Here is a 17,354-nt window from a genome sequence, read left to right as displayed (position 1 = left end):
CCAGCATCGCCGCGATCACGTCCGGCGCGCGCGGCGCCGCGAGCGCGACGCGCGTCTGCTGTGTCACGCCACGCCGGACGAGCTCGTCCGCCAGCGCCGCGGTTTCGGCGAGCAACGTGCGATAGTCGACGCGACACTCGCCGGCTTCGATCGCCGTGTTCGCAGGTGCGTCGCGCGCCGCGCGTTCGATCAGCGCGATCACGTCGTCGTGCGGCCCGGGCAGCACCGCGCCGCGCATGATCGATGGCGGCGGCAGGTCGTCGATCAGGCGCGCGACCGGTTCGTCCGCCTCGCAGGCGGCGAACGTGTCGAGCCACTCCACGAAGCTTTGCGCGTACGCCGCGAGCGTGTCGGCGTCGTACGCGTTCGGATTGGCCTCGAGCGTCAGATGCCACGCGCCGCCACGCACGGCGAGCGTCACGTTCAGGTCCTTCACCGGCCCGCCGCTCACCGCGTGCGTATCGCTCGCCAGCCCGCGAAACGCGACCTGCCGCTCGAACGGCATCACGTTGACGGCCTGGTTGAACAGGAACACGTTGCGCTCGAGCAGGCCCAGATCGCCGCGAATCCAGCCGTAGCGGTAGTAAAGATGCGGCCGGATCGCGCGCAGCTGCTCCGAGCAGGCGCGCGCGAGATCGCGCGGCGAATGGCCCGCGTCGACATGCACGCGAAACGGCACGATGTTCATCGCCATGCAGGGCACACCGAGGGCCGCCGTGCCGAGCCGGTTCATCACCGGCAGCCCGAGCGTCAGGTCGCGCTGCCCGCCCTGTCTTGCCAGCCAGATCCCGGTCGCGCACAACAGCCACGCGTTCCAGTCGACGCCCGCGTGCACCCCGGCGTCCCTGAGCCGGGCCAGCCGGGCGCCGTCGACCACGCGCGTGGCCCGCGCCGCTTCAGGGGCCACGTCCTGCTTCGGCGCGAGCACGAGCGGCGCGGGCATGTCGCGCAGGTATGCGCTCCAGAATGCACGATCGGCTTCGAAGCCGCCGTTCGCGCGATAACGCGCCTCGGCTTCGACAACGCGATCCACGCGCCAATCGGGCAGTTCCGGCACGGGCACATTGCCGACCCGTGCGTTGTAGCGCGCCGCGACGGCTTGCTGCAGCAGCCCGTAGCCGAAGCCGTCCAGCGCGATGTGATGAACCTGCAGATACCACCAGTGCCGCGTCGGCGAGAGCCGCAACAGCATCGTGCGATACAGCGGATCGGACGTGACATCGCAGCACACCGACAGCGCTGCCATCATCCAGTCCCGTGCCGCCTGCTCGGGATCCGCTTGCGTCGACAGGTCCACGAGCGACAACCGCGTGGCCGGTGCGCGGCGACATTGCCAGAGCGTATCGTCGGCCCATGCAAAACGCATGTGCAGCGCATCGGCATGATCGAGCACCGCCTCGACGCTCCCGGTGAGCGCGTCAACGTCGAGCGCGCCGTCGAGTTCGATGATTTCGGCTGTCAGGTAGCCCGGATCGTCGGGATCGACCTGCTGCGCGACCCAGATCCCGTATTGCGCGGATGTCGCGCGTATCGGTTGTTCTTCGAGTTGCATGAATGGAGATATCGCGAATAAGCGTTGAACCGGAATTCAGGCCGTCAGTCGGCCTGCTGCCACGCAATCACGAGCTCGCGATTGCGCGACATCAGCACCAGGTGCTCGTCCATCACGTACTGGATCTGCGCGAGTTTGTCGGCCGCATCGGCTTCGCAGCGCAGCCACAGCCGATCGTCGACCCGCTGCATCCGGCAGGTTCCGTACGGGAAGTCGACGGTCGCGCGGTGCTCGTCGAATACGACAGGCACCTTGATCGCGTAGTGCTTGCACAGCTTGAACAGCACGCGATCGGCATGCGCCAGTGTGACTTCCGCCGTGCTGGCAAACGGCGCCGGATGGATGCCGGGCGCGTCCCGCACCGTCACGCCGGCACCTGTGCGGTGCGTTGCAGCAGGCGCGCCCATGCTTCGAGCGTCGGCTGTTCGGCGAGCTGGACGAACGTAACGTCGTGTCCGTCGGCCCGCCACTGCTCGACGAACGTCATCATGCGGATTGAATCGATGCCGCAATCGACGAGGTTGGCGTCCGCGCGCAGCGTCGCGGCCGGAACGCGCAGGCTTCCGGCGACCAGCCGCGCGACGTCGTCGAGCATCGGCGTCGCGAGATCGTCATGGGCTGCGCCGACGAGCCTGTCGACCGACACGACGCTGCCGCAGCGCCCCGCGACGTAATCGAGCGCCATCCGGTGCTCACGTTCGGAGAAATCCGCGAGCGCATCGCCGACGAAAAACGGCTTGATGTCGCGCATGAACGCATCGCATGCGGTCATCAGGCAGCCGATGTGCGCGTAGATCCCGCAGATCGCGAGCTGGTCGCGCCCCTGTGCACCCAGCCGGGTGTCGAGATCCGAGCGCCGGAAGGCGCTGTAGCGCCACTTGTCGAGCACTGTGTCGCCGAGCGCCGGCGCGACGATCTCGCTGATCGCCGCGCGCGCCGGCTGCGCGGTCAGGCCCGGGCCCCACATGTCGGTCAGGAGCGCACGATCCGCCGGCGCCTGGGTCGCCGGCTGCGCGGTGTAGTAAACCGGCATCCCCGTCGCATGCGCGAAATCGATCAGGCGCCGCACACCGGCAAGCAATGACGGCACCGGCGATGCGCCGCGATCGTAGAAATCGAGGAAATAGTCCTGCATGTCGTGCACGAGCAGCGCCGCGCGTCGCGGATCGAACTGCCAGGTCACGCGGTTGGCCGGCAGGTCTGCCGGCATCGGATAGGAAGCGATTTTCGGAATGGCCATGTTGGAATGTGTGGTGAAGCGTCGTGAAAATGAATGCTTTCGGCGTTACCTGAGCACCGGACCTCAGGCAGGCGCGTCTGCCAGGCAATCAGCGATGCGTTGCCGCAACGCCCGCTTGTCGATCTTGCCCACCGGGGTCTTCGGGAACGCGTCGACGAACTCGATCCGGTCCGGCACCTTGTAGGTCGCAACGCCCTGCTCGCGCACGAACCGCACGAGATCTGCCACGCTCGGCGCCGCGGATCCGCGAATCACGTACGCGCAACTGCGTTCGCCGAGATACGGGTCCGGCATCGGCACGAGTGCCGCGTCGGCAACGCCGGGATGCGCGAGCAGCAGATGCTCGATCTCCTCCGCGGGAATCTTCTCGCCGCCCCGATTGATCTGGTCCTTCGCGCGCCCCTCGACGACGAGATAGCCGCCGTCGGTGATCCGCACGCGATCGCCGGTGCGGTAGAAGCCGTCCCCCGTGAAAGCGCGTGCGTTGTGTACCGGCGCGTCGTAGTAGCCGCGGATCGTGTACGGGCCGCGCGTCAGCAGGTGACCGACCTCGCCCGGCCCGACCGGACGATCGTCGTCGTCGACCACGAGAATCTCGTCGTCCGGCGAGATCGGCCGCCCCTGCGTGGCGATCACGACGTCGCGCGGATCGCCCAGCCGCGTGTAGTTGACGAGCCCCTCCGCCATCCCGAACACCTGCTGAAGCTGCGCGCCGAAGCCATCCGCCGCGCGCGCGGCCAGTGCCGGATCGAACCGCGCCCCGCCGACCTGCACGAGTTCGAGACTCGCCGGCGCGCCGCCGCGTCGCGCAGCGGCGTTCAGCCAGACGAGCACGAGCGGCGGCACGAGCGCGACCACGTTTACACGTTCACGCTCGACCAGCTCGAACGCAACGTCGGGGCTGGCGCTGTCGCACAGCACGACCGTGCCGCCCGCGTCGAATACACCGAGCGAGCCCGGCGAGCTGAGCGCATAGTTGTGCGCGGCCGGCAGCGCAGCGAGATAGACGGTGCGTTCGCTCAGCCCGCAGATGCGCGCGCTCTCCCGCACGCTGTACAGATAATCGTCGTGCGTGCGCGGAATCAGCTTCGGCGTGCCCGTGCTCCCGCCCGACAACTGCAGGAACGCCACCTCGTGCGCGGCCGGCCCGGGCGGCAATGCGGCCTCCGGTGCATCGGGCAGATCGAGCCCTGCGTTGCCCGGCGTCGTGAACAGCACGTGCTTCAGCGTCGGCGCGTCGGCCTGTACGTCGCGCGCGAGCGACCGGTAGTCGAAACCGTCGTGCGATTGCGCCGCGATGTAGGCCACCGCACCCGCGTGCCGGCAAAAGAAGCCGATCTCGCGACGCCGGTGCGCGGGCAACGCAAAAACCGGCAGCGCGCCGATGCGGAACAGCGCGAACGTCGTCGCAAAGAAGGCCGCGCAGTTCGGCAGTTGCAACACCACGCGATCGCCCGGCGCGATGCCCGCCGCGCTCAGCGCGCGCGCAATGCGTTGCGCCTCGGCCGCGAGCGTCCGGTACGACCAGCGAAGATCGCCCTGCACGAGCGCCGTGCGTTCGGCGAATTGCGCGGCGCGCGCATCGAACCAACGGGTGAACGATTCACCGCGCCAATAGCCCTTCTTCCGGTACGTGTCGGCCAGCGCGGCCGGCCACGGCGTGCCGTGCGCGATCGTCATGCCGCCTCCCGGGCGCCGCCCGATGCGGCGTCGTGGCGAATCCCCAGCGCATCCAGCATCGTCCTGAACTTGGCCGCCGTTTCGGTCCGCTCGCCGTCGGGCGTCGACTCGGCGACGACGCCTGCCCCTGCATAGAGCCGCAGCGTGCGATCGAACGCTTGCGCGCAGCGGATCGTCACGATCCATTCGCCATTGCCGCGCGTATCGACCCAGCCGAGCATCCCCGCGTAGAACCCACGGTCGAACGGCTCGGCCGCGCGAATGCATGCACGGGCCGCGTCACGCGGCGCACCGCAGACCGCGGGCGTCGGATGCAGCGCAAGCGCGAGCGTCAATGCGTCGGCCTGCGTTTCGCCGCGCACTTCGGTGGACAGGTGCCACATCGTCTCGGTGTGCATCAGCGACGGGCGCGCCGGCACGTCGAGATGCGAGCAGAACGGCGCGAGGCTGTCCCGCACCGCCTCGACGACGACCCGGTGCTCGTCGAGATCCTTGGCCGAATCCAGCAGCGCCTCCGCGCGACGGCGGTCCTCGACGGGGTCGAGGCTGCGCGGCGCGGAGCCGGCCAGCGGATTCGCGCGCACGACGCCGCCGAAGCGGTTCACGAGCAGTTCCGGGCTTGCGCCGAGCAGCGTGCACCCCGCGCCGAGATCGACGGAAAACGTATAGCCGTGCGGATTGCGTGCCGCGAGACGCGCGACGAGCGGTGCGACGTCGACCGGCTGCTCGCCGTCGACTTCGAGCGTGCGCGCCAGCACGACCTTGTCGAGTTCGCCCGCGCGGATGCGCGCGACCGCATGCGCCACCGCGTCGCCATAGGCGTCGGCCGCTGGCACCTCGCGCGTGGCATAGCGCATTCCGGACGGCTCCGGCACCCGCGGCACGCCGGACGGTGCCGCACGCAGCATCGTGTGCGCCACCCGCAGCGCGGCCGGCGTATCTGCGTCGAACGGCACGGCGCCGACCACCGCTGCGCCGTCATACCCATTCGCCTGCGCACGACGCAGCGCCTCTGCCACGCGCGTGGCCAGCGGCGTATCCGCATGCGGAATCGCTTCCGCCGGATCGGCCGCGAGCAGCGTATGGGCCGGAGTCGCCAGGAACAGCGCCGCATCGGCACGATAGAGATCCCATATGTTATGGGGTACTAAAAGACTAGAAGGATGGGATATCGCATTCATCGCATTCATCTCCAGATTGAAGAGCCGGCGCATCGCACCGGCCGTGCCGTCACATTTCGGCGGTGAGGCTCACCGCGACGCGGCGCCCCTGATCGATCAGCCAGTTGCCGCTCAGGCCGGTCGTGCGCGTGCGATCGTCGATCGGAACCATCTTGTTGGTCAGGTTCAGCACCGCGAAGTTGACGGAGAAACGCTTGTCGATCCGGTAGCGGCCGCCGAGATCGAAGGTGGTCGTCGACGGCCGCTCGCGAACACCCTGCGCGCCGTTGCGGAACGCCGCCCAGTATTCGCTGCCGATGTAGTTCGCCGTCGCGTACAGATCGAGCTTGGCAGTCGGCGTCCAGTCGACCTGCACGTTGAATTTGTGCTTGGGCGTCTTGTCGAGCGGATAGCCGTCGAGCGACCCGCCGTTGAACGCCTTCTCGCCGCTGCCCTCGCGGCGCGACTGGGTCAGCGTGTAGGTGCCCGACACCTTCAGCGTACGCAGCACGCGCGTGCCCGCGCCGAGTTCGAGGCCGTACAGCTTGACCCGGTCGATGTTGTCGTACACGTAGATGTTGCGGCCCGGCGAGCGCGGATCGGCCTTGCCCGTGTCGTAGCTGGCCACCTTGTTCTTGAACAGGTTGTTGAACAGCGTCAACCCCGCATACGTGTCGCCCAGGTCGTAGCGCACGCCGAGTTCCTCGGTCAGGCTCGTCTCGGGCTTGAGATCCGGATTGCCGCACAGCGTGCCGGGCATCGCCCCCGCCGCGCCGCCCGACGTCATGCAGTAGCCGCCCGTGCTCTGGCGCAACGACGGCGGCCGGAAGCCCGTCGATACGCCGCCGCGCACCGTCCACGCCTGGCTGAGCTTGTAGACGCCGTAAATGCGCGGACTCACGTGGCTGCCGTAACGATCATCGTGATCGAGCCGTACGCCGGTGGTCAGCGTGAATCGGTCGTTGAAGAAGTAGTCGTTTTCACCGAACAACGCCCAGGCATTGCGCCGGATCCGGTCCGAGTTCGCCGCATGGCCCTTCGGCACCGCGTCCTGGCGGGCCACGCCCGACAGCGTCGACCAGATATGCTGGCCACCGACCGTCAGGATGTTGCGCTCGCCCCACCACGGCACCTCGGCCTTGCCTTCGAGGATCGTGTCGGTCAGCGCGGGCCGGATCTCCGCGCGACCGGCCGGCGTCCACTGATCCTGCACGCCGCGCTCGCCATAGAGCGACAGCGTGGTGTTGCCGAATCCCCAGCGACCGTCGTGCGTGATGCCCCAGTAGTCGCGAACGTGGCGCGTCTCGGTCACCGCCGACGCGGCCGTGCGCGGCGTGAGCGGCGCCGCGCTCTTGCCCGGCGTGCTCAGGTAGGTCAGCTGCTCGCGCCCGATGTTCACGCTCACGTCCTGGTTGCGCGTGGGCTTCGCCGCGAGCTTCACGTCGAAGCTGCCGATCCGCTGCCCGTTCGCGCCGCCGGTGCCGCTGTTCGCGTAATAGATGTCATCCTCGCCACGGTGCAGGAGGCGACCGGACGCCTGCAGCCCGAGCACGTCGGATTTCAGCGGGCCGCCGAGCCAGAAGTCGACGCTCTGCGTATCGCCCTGGTTCGATTCAAGCTGCCACACGCTGCCGGCCGTAATCGTGCCGCCCCAGCGCTTCGGTACCTTGCGCGTGATCACGTTGATCACGCCACCCATCGCATCCGCGCCGTACAGCGACGACATCGGCCCGCGCACCACCTCGATCCGCTCGATCGCGGACAGCGGCGGCATCAGGTTCGACTGCACGCCCGAGGTGCCGCGGTTCATCGTTTCGCGCGTGTTCTGGCGGCGGCCGTCGACCAGCAGCAGCGTGTATTCGCCGGGCATCCCGCGAATCGAGATGTCCTGGTCGTTCGGCGACGCGCCAACGACGCTTACGCCCTCGACGTTGCTGACGATCTCGGCAACCGACGTATAAGGCTTCGCCGCGATATCGTCGCGACCGATCACGGAGATGCTCGCGGGCGCTTCTCGGATCGCCTGCTCGCGACGGCTGGCCGTCACGACGATTTCCTTCAGTACGGCCGGATCGGGTGGATCGCCGGCAACCGTCTGAACCGGGACGGCGGATGCGCCGGCGGGCCCGGCGGGCTGATCAGGCGTCTGCGCCCACGCGCTCGACACGCCCATCAGGTACAGGCCGGCGACGACAACCGGCTTCAATGCAAGGTTTGCAGCTTGACTCGACATGGTGGCGCTTTCGATGTTTCGTAATGTGATTGATTCTCATTTACATTATGAAACATGTAATGCGCCGAAATCTTTGCGTAAGCTACGAACTCGTTTGAGCGACGGCCGCCGCACCGTCAGCGATGGTCGCTGCGGCGCGCGAGCGTCGGCGTGACGCCGAAGCGGCGCTTGTAGGCGGTCGCAAAGTTTGCCGCGCTCGTATAGCCGGCAAGCGCCGCGGCCTGCTTGACGCTCACCGCGTCACGCTCGAGGGCCAGCCGCGCGCGCTGCAGGTGATGTTCGCGAATGAAGTCGAACACCGTCGTGCCGTAGGCAGCACGGAACTGCCGCTGCATCGCGTTCGTACTCATTCCGGCATGGCGCGCGATATCGTCGAGCGACAAATCCTGTGCGGCATCGCTCGCCAGGAAGGCCCGCAATTCCGCCATCCGGCGGTAATCGCGCGATCCGAGCGCCTTATCCGGCACCTGCGCTGCGTCCACCGCCTCCACCTCGAGCGGCGCGAACGCCTCGGCAAGCAATTCCAGCACACGGCTCTCGAGATAGATCGCCTGCAGCATCGGCTGATAGGTCGGCGGACGCACGATCTGCTCGGCCAGCGCGGTCGCACGCGGCGTCGGCTGCCAGAAGCGAATCGCCAGATGCGCGGACAGCATCGCGTCCAGGCGCTCCGGCAACACACCACTGCTCGCGGCCTGCAGATGCCCCAGCCACTCGCCCGACATCGCAAGGCTGAGCCGCCGCGCATAGCCGCCCTTGCTGAGCCGTCGGCGGAACGTATCCGGCTGCACCGCGTTGAGCAGGAACGACTGCATCCGCACCGCGGGCCGCGGCACCGGGGCCCGATTCGCCCGGCGCGCGTCCGTCGTCAGCACCACGCGCCGGTCGCCGTACGACACGTCGAGCGCGCCTTCGAGCAGCAGCACGAGATGCAGGCCCGGCGTGCACTGCCCCGACATCACCGCATCGAATTCGTCGGTCGCGTCGTCCGCGTGGATGCGCAAGCCCGGACGCACCTCGCGGATCCGCGCAACGTGCGCATCGTGGCGATTGCCGCCGGATTGGAAAGCAGCTTGCGTCTGCGCTGTCATGTCGTGATACCCCGTGGCGTGCGCGCTGCGCCCGCACAAACTATTTAGTCGCTGGATCAAACAGCCGGCTTCCTGCAATGGCCGGCTGCTCGGTTACAATCAAATGAGAATTATTCTCATTTCTATCGTATCGGGAGTCGTGTGAGAAAGACAAGTGGAATGTGGGCCATGCTCGGCGCATGGCTGTGCAGTTGGCTCGTTGCGCAAGCGGCATGCGCGGACACCACCGTGACCGATCTTGCCGGTCGGCAGGTCCGGATTCCCGCGCGCGTCGAACGCGTCCTGCTCGGCGAAGGGCGTCTGCTGCCCGCGCTGGCGGTCGTCGACGCCGACGACCCCACCCGTCGTCTGGTCGGCATGATGGGCGATTTCGAACAGCTCGATCCGGCCAGCTACGGGCAATGGCTCGAGCGGTTTCCGCGCTTGAAGGACGTGCCGCGCATCGGCCGCTCGCAAGCCGGCAGCTTCAGCGACGAACGCGCGCTCGCGCTGCGCCCGCAAGTCGCGATCTTCGGCCTCGGCGGCGGCCACGGCCCCGGCGAGCGCGATCGCGAGACGCTGGCGCGGCTCGAAGCCGCCGGCGTCGCGATCGTCTTCGTCGATTTCCGGCACGACCCGCTCGTCAATACGACGCGCAGCATCGCGCTGCTCGGCCAAGTCCTCGGCACGCCGCAGCGCGCGGCGGATTTCAACGCGTACTGGCAGGCACAATTCGACCTCGTCCGCACGCGGCTGGCAAACGCGCACGCGGTCGCGCCGAGCGTGTTCCTCGAAAGCCGCGTCGGCCTGTCGAGCGACTGCTGCGACACGATGACGGGCATGATGGGGCGCCTGCTCGACGCCGCCGGCGGCAACAACATCGCGAAAGGCCGCGTGCCCGGCGAGCACGGCACGCTGAATCCCGAATACCTGCTCAGCCGCCAGCCCGATTTCTACATCGGCACGGGGATCGGCTCGACGCAGACGCTGCAAAGTGCGCCGCTGCGCATCGCGCTCGGCGCCGGCGTGTCCCGCGAAACCGCCGCCCGTTCGTTCGACCAGTCGCTGCAGCGCCCGCAGATCACGCCGCTGCGCGCGGTCCGCGAACGCCGGGCCTATGCGATCTGGCATCACTTCTACAACTCGCCGTTCAACGTCGTCGCGGTGCAGGCTCTGGCCAAATGGCTGCATCCGGCGCTGTTCGCCGACGTTGACCCGCGCCGCACATTCGACACGATGGTGCAACGCTTCCAGCCGGTTCCATTGCAGGGCGAATACTGGGTACAGGAAGGCTCCTGACATGTCGCTCCCTGCTTCCACGATGCGCCGCTCGCTGCTCGTCGCCGGCCTCGCGGGCCCGCTCGGCGCCCGCATCGCCCCCGCACTCGCCGCTCGCGCACCGGACTGGCCCGCGCTCGACGCAGCGCCCGCCGTGCAGGTGCCGAACAGCCGCCAGTTCGACGTGACGGTCGGCGGCAAGCCCCGCCGCCTGTTCGTCGCGCTGCCCGCCGAGCGGGCTGTTGCCGCATCCCATCCGGTGCTGATCGTCCTCGACGGCAACGCGCTCTTCCCGCTCGCCGCGCAACTCGTGCGCAACCGGCGCGCGCGCCCCGACGCGACGCCCGATGCGGAGCCCGTCGTGATCGGCATCGGTTACCCGACCGATGCCGCATACGACATGGCGGCCCGCGCGGACGACTACACGCTCGCACCGCTGAAGGACGGCCACGGTGTCGTCGCCGACCGCCTGCTCGATTTCATCGAGCAGGACGTGCAGCCCTGGCTCGCGCAACAGGTGGCGGTCGACCCGGCGCGCCGGACGCTGTTCGGCCATTCGTATGGCGGCCTGCTGACGCTGTACGCGATGCTGACGCGCCCGCACCTGTTCACGCGGTATGTCGCGGCGAGCCCGTCGATCTGGTGGGGCGACCGCGCGCTGCTGCCCTATGCGGACCGCTTCGCCGCGCAAACGGCGCCGCTGGCGCCGGCGCTGCGGCTGCTCGTCACAGCGGGTAGCCTCGAAGAAGGCGCGCCGAATCCCGACGTCGAACGCATGCGCCGGCAACAGGCGCGCAAGCAGGTCAGTTCCGCGCGCGAGTTCGTCCGGCGCGTCGGTGCCCGCCCGGGGCTCGACGCGACGTTCCGCCTGATCGATGGCGAGGATCATGGCGGCGTCGTGGTGCCCAGCGCGATGCTGGCCGCGCGCATCGCGGCCGAAACCGACGCGGGAGAGGCCGCATGAGCGCCGCGTCGCCCGCATCGTCGCCTTCGTCCCGTTCGTCCGCTTCGCTGAAGCTGCGCTACCGCGCAATCGCCGCGCGGCGGGTCGGCGCACTGATGTTCCTCGCCTGCGTGCTCGGCACCCTGCTCGTCGTCGACATCGGCACCGGCCCGTCGCCGTTCCCGATCGCGGATCTGGTCGCCGGGCTGTTCCGGCCGGACGCGCTGCCGCTCGAACAGCGCGTGATCCTCTGGGACGTGCGCCTGCCGTATGCGCTGATGGCCGTGCTCGTCGGCGCGTCGCTCGGCATCGCCGGCGCGGAAATGCAGACCGTGCTGAACAACCCGCTCGCGAGCCCGTTCACGCTCGGCATGTCGGCCGCCGCGAGCGTCGGTGCGTCGCTCGTCGTGATCTCGGGCTGGCACGTCGTGCTCTGGAACGAGAACATCGCGCTGTCGCTCGGCGCGTTCTGCTGCGCGAGCCTCGCGACGCTGCTGATCGTCTGGCTCGCGTGGCGCCATGGCGCGACGACCGAAACCGTGGTGCTGTTCGGTATCGGCCTGATGTTCAGTTTCGAGGCGCTGCTGTGGTTGCTGCAGTTTCTCGCGGACGCGAACGCGCTCCAGCAGATCGTGTTCTGGAGCATGGGCAGTCTCTCGCGCGCGACGTGGGGCAAGATCGCGCTGCTGTCGTGCGTGCTCGCCGCGTGCACGCTGTGGGCGAGCTTCGACGTCGCATCGCTGACGGCGCTGCGCGCCGGCGACGAACAGGCGCGCAGCATGGGCATCGCCGTCGAGCGGCTGCGACTCGTCGCGCTGGTGCGTATCAGCCTGCTGTCGGCCACCGCGCTGTCGTTCGTCGGCACGATCGGTTTCGTCGGTCTCGTCGGGCCGCACGTCGCACGGCTGCTCGTCGGCGACGAGCATCGCTATTACCTGCCCGGCGCCGCCCTCGCCGGCGCGATCATGCTGGCTGGCGCATCCGTGCTCAGCAAGGCGCTGATCCCGGGAGTGACGCTGCCGATCGGGATCATCACCGCGCTGGTCGGCGTGCCGCTGTTCATGATCCTCGTCAGCCGGCGCAGGAGGCTCGATGGATAAGGGCACCCTGTACATCGACGACCTGGTCGCGCGCTATGGCGCGAAGGTCGTGCTCGACCGGTTGTCGCTCGCGCCCGTTACGCCCGGCACGATGGTCGGATTGCTCGGACCAAACGGGGTCGGCAAGTCGACGCTGCTGCGCGCACTCGCCCGGCTCGTGGCCGCGCATGGCAACGCGACGTTCGGCGGATTGGACCTGCTGCGCGGCGCGCGCCGGGAACACACGCGACAGGTCGGCTACCTGCCGCAGACGCTGCCGCAACCGTCGTCGCTGCTCGTGTACGAGGCCGTCCGCAGCGCATTGCGCGCGACCTGTCCCGGTTTGTCCGACGCGGCACGCGACCTGCGCCTGCAGAACGTGTTCGAGCGCCTGCGGCTGCAAGCGCTCGCGATGTCGCCACTCGAGCGGCTGTCCGGCGGACAGCGGCAGATGGTCGGGCTTGCGCAGGTACTCGTGCGCGACACGCCGCTGCTGCTGCTCGACGAACCGACGAGCGCGCTCGACCTGCGCTGGCAGTTGCTCGCGCTGGAAGCGGTCGGGGACGCGACACGCAGATGCGGTGCGGTCGTGCTCGTTGCGATGCACGACCTGAATCTCGCGTCGCGATTCTGCGACCGGCTCGTGCTGCTGGGCACCGACGGCCTCGTCGCCGACGGCGCACCTGCCGAAGTCCTGACACCGCCGCACCTGCGGCGCGCGTATCGTGTCGACGCCCGGGTCGAACGCACGGCGGCCGGCGATTATGTCGCGCTCGCGGAGCGAGCCATTACGGATGACGCGCGAGAAGCGTGCGACGCTTGAGCGCGGACCGGTCGTCGCGCTGACGACCGGCCCGGCTTGCGGGCATCAGGCCGCCATGCCGTTCGCGCAGTCGCACCGGACGCCGACAACAACGCGTGCCGGCGCACGCGAAGCGTCATAGAATCGCGCGGCGGGGCCGTCAGGTCCCGACCCGCCGCGACATCGGCAAACGACCGCACGGCCGCCGTGCGCGCGGCGGCCCGCTCCTCTTCCCTGCAAGGACGATCGCGTGATGCGTGCATACCGACTTCTGCTGACGGCCGGCGCCACGGCCATGCTTGCCGGCTGGGCCGTGGCTGCCCAGCCGGTGCCCGTCACCGCGGCGTCCGCCCGAAACTGCCCGTCGCCATCGTTTGATCGCTATCCCGCGCGCGCCGCACACCACGGCCCATGCGCCCCGCCTGACCAGCAAGGAAGCCCGCCTCTACCGCACCGTGATTCGCGACGAATTCACGCAGCCGGCCAATTTTGCCGGCCACTACCGTGTCGCGATCTGGGGTTGCGGAACGGACTGCCGGAATTTCGCGATCGTCGACAAGTACACGGGCGCGACGTACACGATGCCCGGCGTGCAGGCCATCGCGGGTGTGATGGGCAACGACGAGGAGCGCGTCGATTTCCGGCCCGGCAGTACGCTGCTGATCGTCGCGGGCTGCTTCAACGACGATTGCGACTACAACAGCACGAAGGCCGCCCGGTTCTTCTACGAGTGGACCGGCACGCGCTTGCGTCGGGTCGGCACCTGTCCGCTGGCCATCGAGCCGACCCAGTAGGCGGCAGATGATTGCGCCGGCCGCCGCTCGCCGCGACTTGCGCTATCGTTCCTCCAGTACACCTTGAACGGCGCCCCCACCCGCGATGTCCATTCGCCTCAGTTTCGACGACGGCCCCGGCCCTTCGACGCTCCCCTTGCTCGACGTCCTGCGCGCCGCATCCTGCCAGACGACCTTCTTCCTGCTCGGCCAGAATCTGGCGGGCGCGCTCGACGTCGCAGCGAGGATGGCGTGTGACGGCCATCGTCTCGGCAATCACACGCATTCGCACGCGAAGCCCGGCGCGTTGGCAGACGATGCGTTGATCGACGAGATCGAGACGACCGACGCGCTGATCCGCGAAGCCTATCGCCGCGCCGGTGTTCCCGCGCCGGACACGATCCCGCTGCGCCTGCCTTATGGACTGATGCCGCAGGACAATCGCGCCGGCGTGCTCGCGCAGCTGCAGCGCGAACACACGGGCTGGACCACGATACTGGACGACTGGCAGCGGCCGGCGCCGTCGCCGCAGGCGCTATACGACGCGATGTGCGCGCATGTCGACGCCAGCGCGGCACGGCAGCGCGACGTGCTGTTCTGCATGCACGACGGATCGCGGCACGGCGAGGCGCGGCCCAACACGGTCGAAGCGGTGCGCCTGTTCCTGAATCGGCAGCGTTGACGCAGCAGCCGGCTAACGTCCGGGTGTCGTGCCATCCAGCAACTGCCACCAGCCGCCGAGAAAGCCGATGCCGGGCCCCGGCGTCCACAAGCCGCGCTGCGCGGCTTCGAGATGGATCAGCGTCTGGTCCGCGCAGAACAGGGCCGTCAGCGCATCGCGGCGGTCGTGCATCCAGTCCGGCGCGGCATCGGAGCGCGTCGCTGCATAGGCTTGCAGGCCGGCGTCCCAGCGCTGCGCATCGAAAACGAAGCGATCATCCCTGCCCGCATCGCGCGACAGCGCGAACAGCGCAAAGGCCGCTTCGAGCCACTGCGCACCCTGCCCGACATCGTCGAAATCGAGCACACCGTTCACCGCGTGCCCCACGTACAGCAGATTGCCCGCGTGATAATCGCCGTGCAGCCAGTGCACCGCCCCCGTCAGCCAGCGTGAGGCAGCGTCGAGGTGCGCGCCGATCCGCCGGACCATCGTCCCGTAGTGGCCGATCAGATCGCCCGGCAACGACGGTGCCGGACGCGCCGCCACGCGTGCGTAGCGCGCCGACAGCCACGCCAGCGGCGCCGATTCGGTCGCGGGTATCACCGCCAGCGCCGCATGCAGATGCGCGAGTGCGCGCATCGCATCGCTCGCGCCCGCCTCCACGTCCTCCGGCAGGCCGGGGCTGCCGTCGATATGCTCGAACAGATGCAGCCAGCTTCCATCGGGCAACTGCACACCGGATTGCGCATCCACGGTCGGCCGCAGGCGCGGCAGCACGGGCAGCATCGGTGCCGTACGCGGATGGCCGAGATGGCCGAGTATTGCCGCCTCGCGATGCACCTGCTCGACCGGCTTCCCGGACCACGACACGCGCAGCACCGCGCGCCCCGCCTCGCACTCGACGAGGTACGTTTTGTTAGTATGGCCCGACGCCAGCGCCTGCATGCGCGCCGGCCCGATGTTCCAGTACCGGTGAAGCCACGGTTCCAGCGTTTTCACGTCACTCCTACTCATTGCATTGACCATGTCAGAGCGTCCTTCGGCCCGCATGCGGGACATCAACATCGAATGGCTGACGCGCGCTGCCGAATTCGACCATCTGTTCCAGACCCGCTGGCTCGGCGAGCGCTTCTTCCATCTGCCCGGCGACATGCTCGCGCTCCAGGAACTGATCTGGCGCGAGCGTCCCGACTGCATCGTGCAGACCGGCATCGCGGCGGGCGGCGGTGTCGTGTTCTCCGCGTCGATGCTGGAACTGGCCGGCGACAGCGGCCGCGTCGTCGCGATCGAACCGCGCCTGCGCGACGAAGTCAGGCAGCGCCTGCAATCGCACCGGCTCGCCCATCGCATGACGCTGATCGAAGGCGAATCGTGCGCGGCCGACACGCTCGCGTCGGTGCGCGCACAGATCGGCGACGGCGCGCGCGTGATGGCGATCCTCGATCTCACGCACACCCATGCGCACGTGCTGCGCGAACTCGAATGCTATGCGCCGCTCGTGACGCGCGGCAGCTACGCGATCGTGATGGACACCATCATGGAGTACCTGCCCGCGTCGATGTTCGACGGCAAGCCGTACGGCAAAGGCAACAACCCGGCCACCGCCGCGCGTGAATTCCTCGCCCGCGACGACCGGTTCGAGGTCGACTACGACATCGAAGACCGCGTACTCATGACGCTGTCGCCAGGCGGTTTCCTGAAGCGAGTGCGTTGATCAGGCGCGCCGCCTCGGCCGAACCGTCGCGCGCCGCATAGCTCGCGCGGATCCGCGCCGCCTGCTCGCGCAACGATCCGGGCCGCAACAGCCGCTCGAGCGCATCGGCGATGTCCGCCACGCCGGCCTGCTGCAGATTCAGCACGCACCCCGCACCGGCCCGCTCGACGAAGTGCGCCGAATGGAACTGGTCGTTGCAGAACGGCGACAGCAGCATCGGCACACCGCATGCAAGCGACTCCATCACCGAATTCGCGCCGCCATGGCTGACGAACGCGTGCGTGCGCCGCAGCAGCGCCAGTTGCGGCACGTAACGCACGGCGACCACGCGCTCGTCGCCGGCCGGCAGCAGATCCGAATCGACCAGCTCGCCCACCGACAGCACCAGTTGCGCCGATGTCGCGCGCGTGGCGTCGATGACCTTCGCAAACACATCGGGATGGTAGTAAAGCTGGCTGCCGAGCGACATGTAGACGAGCGGTCGATCCGCGTCGAGGCGCTCCCACGGGAACGCGGTTTCGTCGCCACGGGGGCCTGACGGCAGTGCCGGGCCGACCAGCTCGACACCGGGCGGCGGCGCACCGACCAGCGCATCGGTCGTGAACGCGAGCGTCAGGTGCGGAGACAGGATGTCGCAACCGCGAAAACGCGCATCGAGCCCGTAGCGCGCGAACAGGCGCGTGCGTTCCGGCGCGAGCCATCGCACCGTGCGCAGCAGTTCCGAATCGAGATCGTCCGGGAGCACCGGATTCAGCGAATTCGACATCGAGACCCACGGCAGCCCTTCCAGCTCCGCGGCAATCGCCGCCGCATAGAGCAGCGGATCGATCACGACCACGTCGGGCTGCCAGTCGCGCAGCACCGCGCGGATGCCGTCCACCTGCGCGGGCGCAAGGTCGATCAGCAGCGTGCGAATCCAGTGCCGCAGCCAGTCCGCGTCGCGAATGTTCGCGGCGAAGCTCGCGCCGCGCGACAGGTCGTGGCGCTCGGGCGTCTCGCGCGGCCCGACGAACGCGAAGCCACCGGCGCCGTCGAGCTGCGCGCTGATGTCGGCCGGCGCGTAGAACGCGACGTCGCAGCCGGCGGCGCGCAGATGCTGGGCCGGGCCGATGCACGGATTGACGTGCCCTTTCTCGGGCACTACGCAGAACAGGATGCGTTTCATGAGC

Annotated in this window: 16 protein-coding genes; 7 read left to right on the top strand and 9 right to left on the bottom strand. The window is 68.7% G+C overall.

Translation table 11 applies throughout. From position 1 onward, the window contains the following. The 7 genes from G3O06_RS25620 to G3O06_RS25590 form a co-directional block, all read right to left on the bottom strand. The coding region (locus tag G3O06_RS25620) for a condensation domain-containing protein (RefSeq protein ID WP_241020240.1) at window positions 1–1,552 on the bottom strand (1,552 nt) is incomplete at its 3' end. Window positions 1,553–1,596: 44 nt separating this feature from the next. Beyond that, the gene (locus G3O06_RS49805) at window positions 1,597–1,920 is read right to left on the bottom strand and encodes a DUF2218 domain-containing protein (protein WP_254607974.1); all 324 of its coding nucleotides are present in this window, start codon (window positions 1,918–1,920) and stop codon (window positions 1,597–1,599) included. Continuing rightward, window positions 1,917–2,792 carry an isochorismatase family protein gene (locus tag G3O06_RS25610; protein ID WP_205817893.1) on the bottom strand — a complete coding sequence of 292 codons (876 nt, stop codon included), beginning with the start codon at window positions 2,790–2,792 and terminating at the stop codon, window positions 1,917–1,919. Before G3O06_RS25610 ends, G3O06_RS49805 begins: the two co-directional genes overlap by 4 nt. Window positions 2,793–2,855: 63 nt before the next feature. After that, window positions 2,856–4,472 (bottom strand): (2,3-dihydroxybenzoyl)adenylate synthase, encoded by a 1,617-nt coding sequence (locus G3O06_RS25605; RefSeq protein ID WP_205817892.1) that lies wholly within the window; start codon window positions 4,470–4,472, stop codon window positions 2,856–2,858. Further along, window positions 4,469–5,653 (bottom strand): isochorismate synthase, encoded by a 1,185-nt coding sequence (locus G3O06_RS25600; protein ID WP_205817891.1) that lies wholly within the window; start codon window positions 5,651–5,653, stop codon window positions 4,469–4,471. The genes G3O06_RS25605 and G3O06_RS25600 overlap by 4 nt, the downstream gene beginning before the upstream one ends. 49 nt (window positions 5,654–5,702) lie before the next feature. Next, window positions 5,703–7,865 carry a TonB-dependent receptor gene (locus G3O06_RS25595; protein ID WP_205817890.1) on the bottom strand — a complete coding sequence of 721 codons (2,163 nt, stop codon included), beginning with the start codon at window positions 7,863–7,865 and terminating at the stop codon, window positions 5,703–5,705. Between the two features lie 116 nt (window positions 7,866–7,981). After that, the gene (locus G3O06_RS25590; RefSeq protein ID WP_241020239.1) at window positions 7,982–8,956 is read right to left on the bottom strand and encodes a helix-turn-helix transcriptional regulator; all 975 of its coding nucleotides are present in this window, start codon (window positions 8,954–8,956) and stop codon (window positions 7,982–7,984) included. 159 nt (window positions 8,957–9,115) lie between these two features. On the opposite strand from G3O06_RS25590, the gene G3O06_RS25585 reads away from it, so the two are divergent. The 6 genes from G3O06_RS25585 to G3O06_RS25560 all read left to right on the top strand — a co-directional run bounded on the left by G3O06_RS25585 (window position 9,116) and on the right by G3O06_RS25560 (window position 14,492). Continuing rightward, window positions 9,116–10,234: an ABC transporter substrate-binding protein gene (locus G3O06_RS25585; protein ID WP_205817889.1), complete on the top strand. Its 1,119-nt coding sequence runs from the start codon at window positions 9,116–9,118 to the stop codon at window positions 10,232–10,234. A gap of 1 nt (window position 10,235) precedes the next feature. Continuing rightward, complete coding sequence (locus G3O06_RS25580) at window positions 10,236–11,177, top strand: alpha/beta hydrolase-fold protein (RefSeq protein WP_205817888.1); 942 nt, start codon at window positions 10,236–10,238, stop codon at window positions 11,175–11,177. Continuing rightward, the gene (locus G3O06_RS25575) at window positions 11,174–12,256 is read left to right on the top strand and encodes an iron ABC transporter permease (protein WP_205817887.1); all 1,083 of its coding nucleotides are present in this window, start codon (window positions 11,174–11,176) and stop codon (window positions 12,254–12,256) included. Before G3O06_RS25580 ends, G3O06_RS25575 begins: the two co-directional genes overlap by 4 nt. Next, window positions 12,249–13,058 carry an ABC transporter ATP-binding protein gene (locus G3O06_RS25570; protein ID WP_205817886.1) on the top strand — a complete coding sequence of 270 codons (810 nt, stop codon included), beginning with the start codon at window positions 12,249–12,251 and terminating at the stop codon, window positions 13,056–13,058. The genes G3O06_RS25575 and G3O06_RS25570 overlap by 8 nt, the downstream gene beginning before the upstream one ends. A 353-nt stretch (window positions 13,059–13,411) precedes the next feature. Next, window positions 13,412–13,831: a hypothetical protein gene (locus G3O06_RS25565; RefSeq protein ID WP_241020238.1), complete on the top strand. Its 420-nt coding sequence runs from the start codon at window positions 13,412–13,414 to the stop codon at window positions 13,829–13,831. 85 nt (window positions 13,832–13,916) lie between these two features. After that, entirely contained in the window at window positions 13,917–14,492 is a 576-nt protein-coding gene (locus G3O06_RS25560) for a polysaccharide deacetylase family protein (RefSeq protein ID WP_205817885.1), read from the top strand. Between the two features lie 12 nt (window positions 14,493–14,504). Here the strand turns inward: G3O06_RS25560 and G3O06_RS25555 are convergent, their stop codons facing one another. Continuing rightward, window positions 14,505–15,470: a phosphotransferase gene (locus tag G3O06_RS25555; RefSeq protein ID WP_346779554.1), complete on the bottom strand. Its 966-nt coding sequence runs from the start codon at window positions 15,468–15,470 to the stop codon at window positions 14,505–14,507. Between the two features lie 25 nt (window positions 15,471–15,495). On the opposite strand from G3O06_RS25555, the gene G3O06_RS25550 reads away from it, so the two are divergent. Continuing rightward, window positions 15,496–16,185: a CmcI family methyltransferase gene (locus G3O06_RS25550; RefSeq protein ID WP_174916951.1), complete on the top strand. Its 690-nt coding sequence runs from the start codon at window positions 15,496–15,498 to the stop codon at window positions 16,183–16,185. Here the strand turns inward: G3O06_RS25550 and G3O06_RS25545 are convergent. Further along, window positions 16,142–17,350, bottom strand: coding sequence for a glycosyltransferase (locus tag G3O06_RS25545; RefSeq protein WP_205817883.1), 1,209 nt, complete (start codon window positions 17,348–17,350; stop codon window positions 16,142–16,144). The genes G3O06_RS25550 and G3O06_RS25545 overlap by 44 nt on opposite strands. Window positions 17,351–17,354: the final 4 nt, after the last annotated feature.

This window comes from Burkholderia sp. Ac-20345 (assembly GCF_017104825.1).
In the GTDB taxonomy this organism is placed as follows: Bacteria; Pseudomonadota; Gammaproteobacteria; order Burkholderiales; family Burkholderiaceae; genus Burkholderia; species Burkholderia lata_B.
This window is presented reverse-complemented; position numbering and strand designations above follow the sequence as displayed.

Coding starts and splice junctions, on each gene's coding strand:
- G3O06_RS25545 (WP_205817883.1), bottom strand. CDS start 17,350: ATGAAACGCATCCTGTTCTGCGTAGTGCCCGAGAAAGGGCACGTCAAT.
- G3O06_RS25575 (WP_205817887.1), top strand. CDS start 11,174: ATGAGCGCCGCGTCGCCCGCATCGTCGCCTTCGTCCCGTTCGTCCGCT.
- G3O06_RS25595 (WP_205817890.1), bottom strand. CDS start 7,865: ATGTCGAGTCAAGCTGCAAACCTTGCATTGAAGCCGGTTGTCGTCGCC.
- G3O06_RS25610 (WP_205817893.1), bottom strand. CDS start 2,792: ATGGCCATTCCGAAAATCGCTTCCTATCCGATGCCGGCAGACCTGCCG.
- G3O06_RS25560 (WP_205817885.1), top strand. CDS start 13,917: ATGTCCATTCGCCTCAGTTTCGACGACGGCCCCGGCCCTTCGACGCTC.
- G3O06_RS25600 (WP_205817891.1), bottom strand. CDS start 5,653: ATGAATGCGATATCCCATCCTTCTAGTCTTTTAGTACCCCATAACATA.
- G3O06_RS25570 (WP_205817886.1), top strand. CDS start 12,249: ATGGATAAGGGCACCCTGTACATCGACGACCTGGTCGCGCGCTATGGC.
- G3O06_RS25580 (WP_205817888.1), top strand. CDS start 10,236: ATGTCGCTCCCTGCTTCCACGATGCGCCGCTCGCTGCTCGTCGCCGGC.
- G3O06_RS25605 (WP_205817892.1), bottom strand. CDS start 4,472: ATGACGATCGCGCACGGCACGCCGTGGCCGGCCGCGCTGGCCGACACG.
- G3O06_RS25585 (WP_205817889.1), top strand. CDS start 9,116: ATGTGGGCCATGCTCGGCGCATGGCTGTGCAGTTGGCTCGTTGCGCAA.
- G3O06_RS25550 (WP_174916951.1), top strand. CDS start 15,496: ATGTCAGAGCGTCCTTCGGCCCGCATGCGGGACATCAACATCGAATGG.
- G3O06_RS25590 (WP_241020239.1), bottom strand. CDS start 8,956: ATGACAGCGCAGACGCAAGCTGCTTTCCAATCCGGCGGCAATCGCCAC.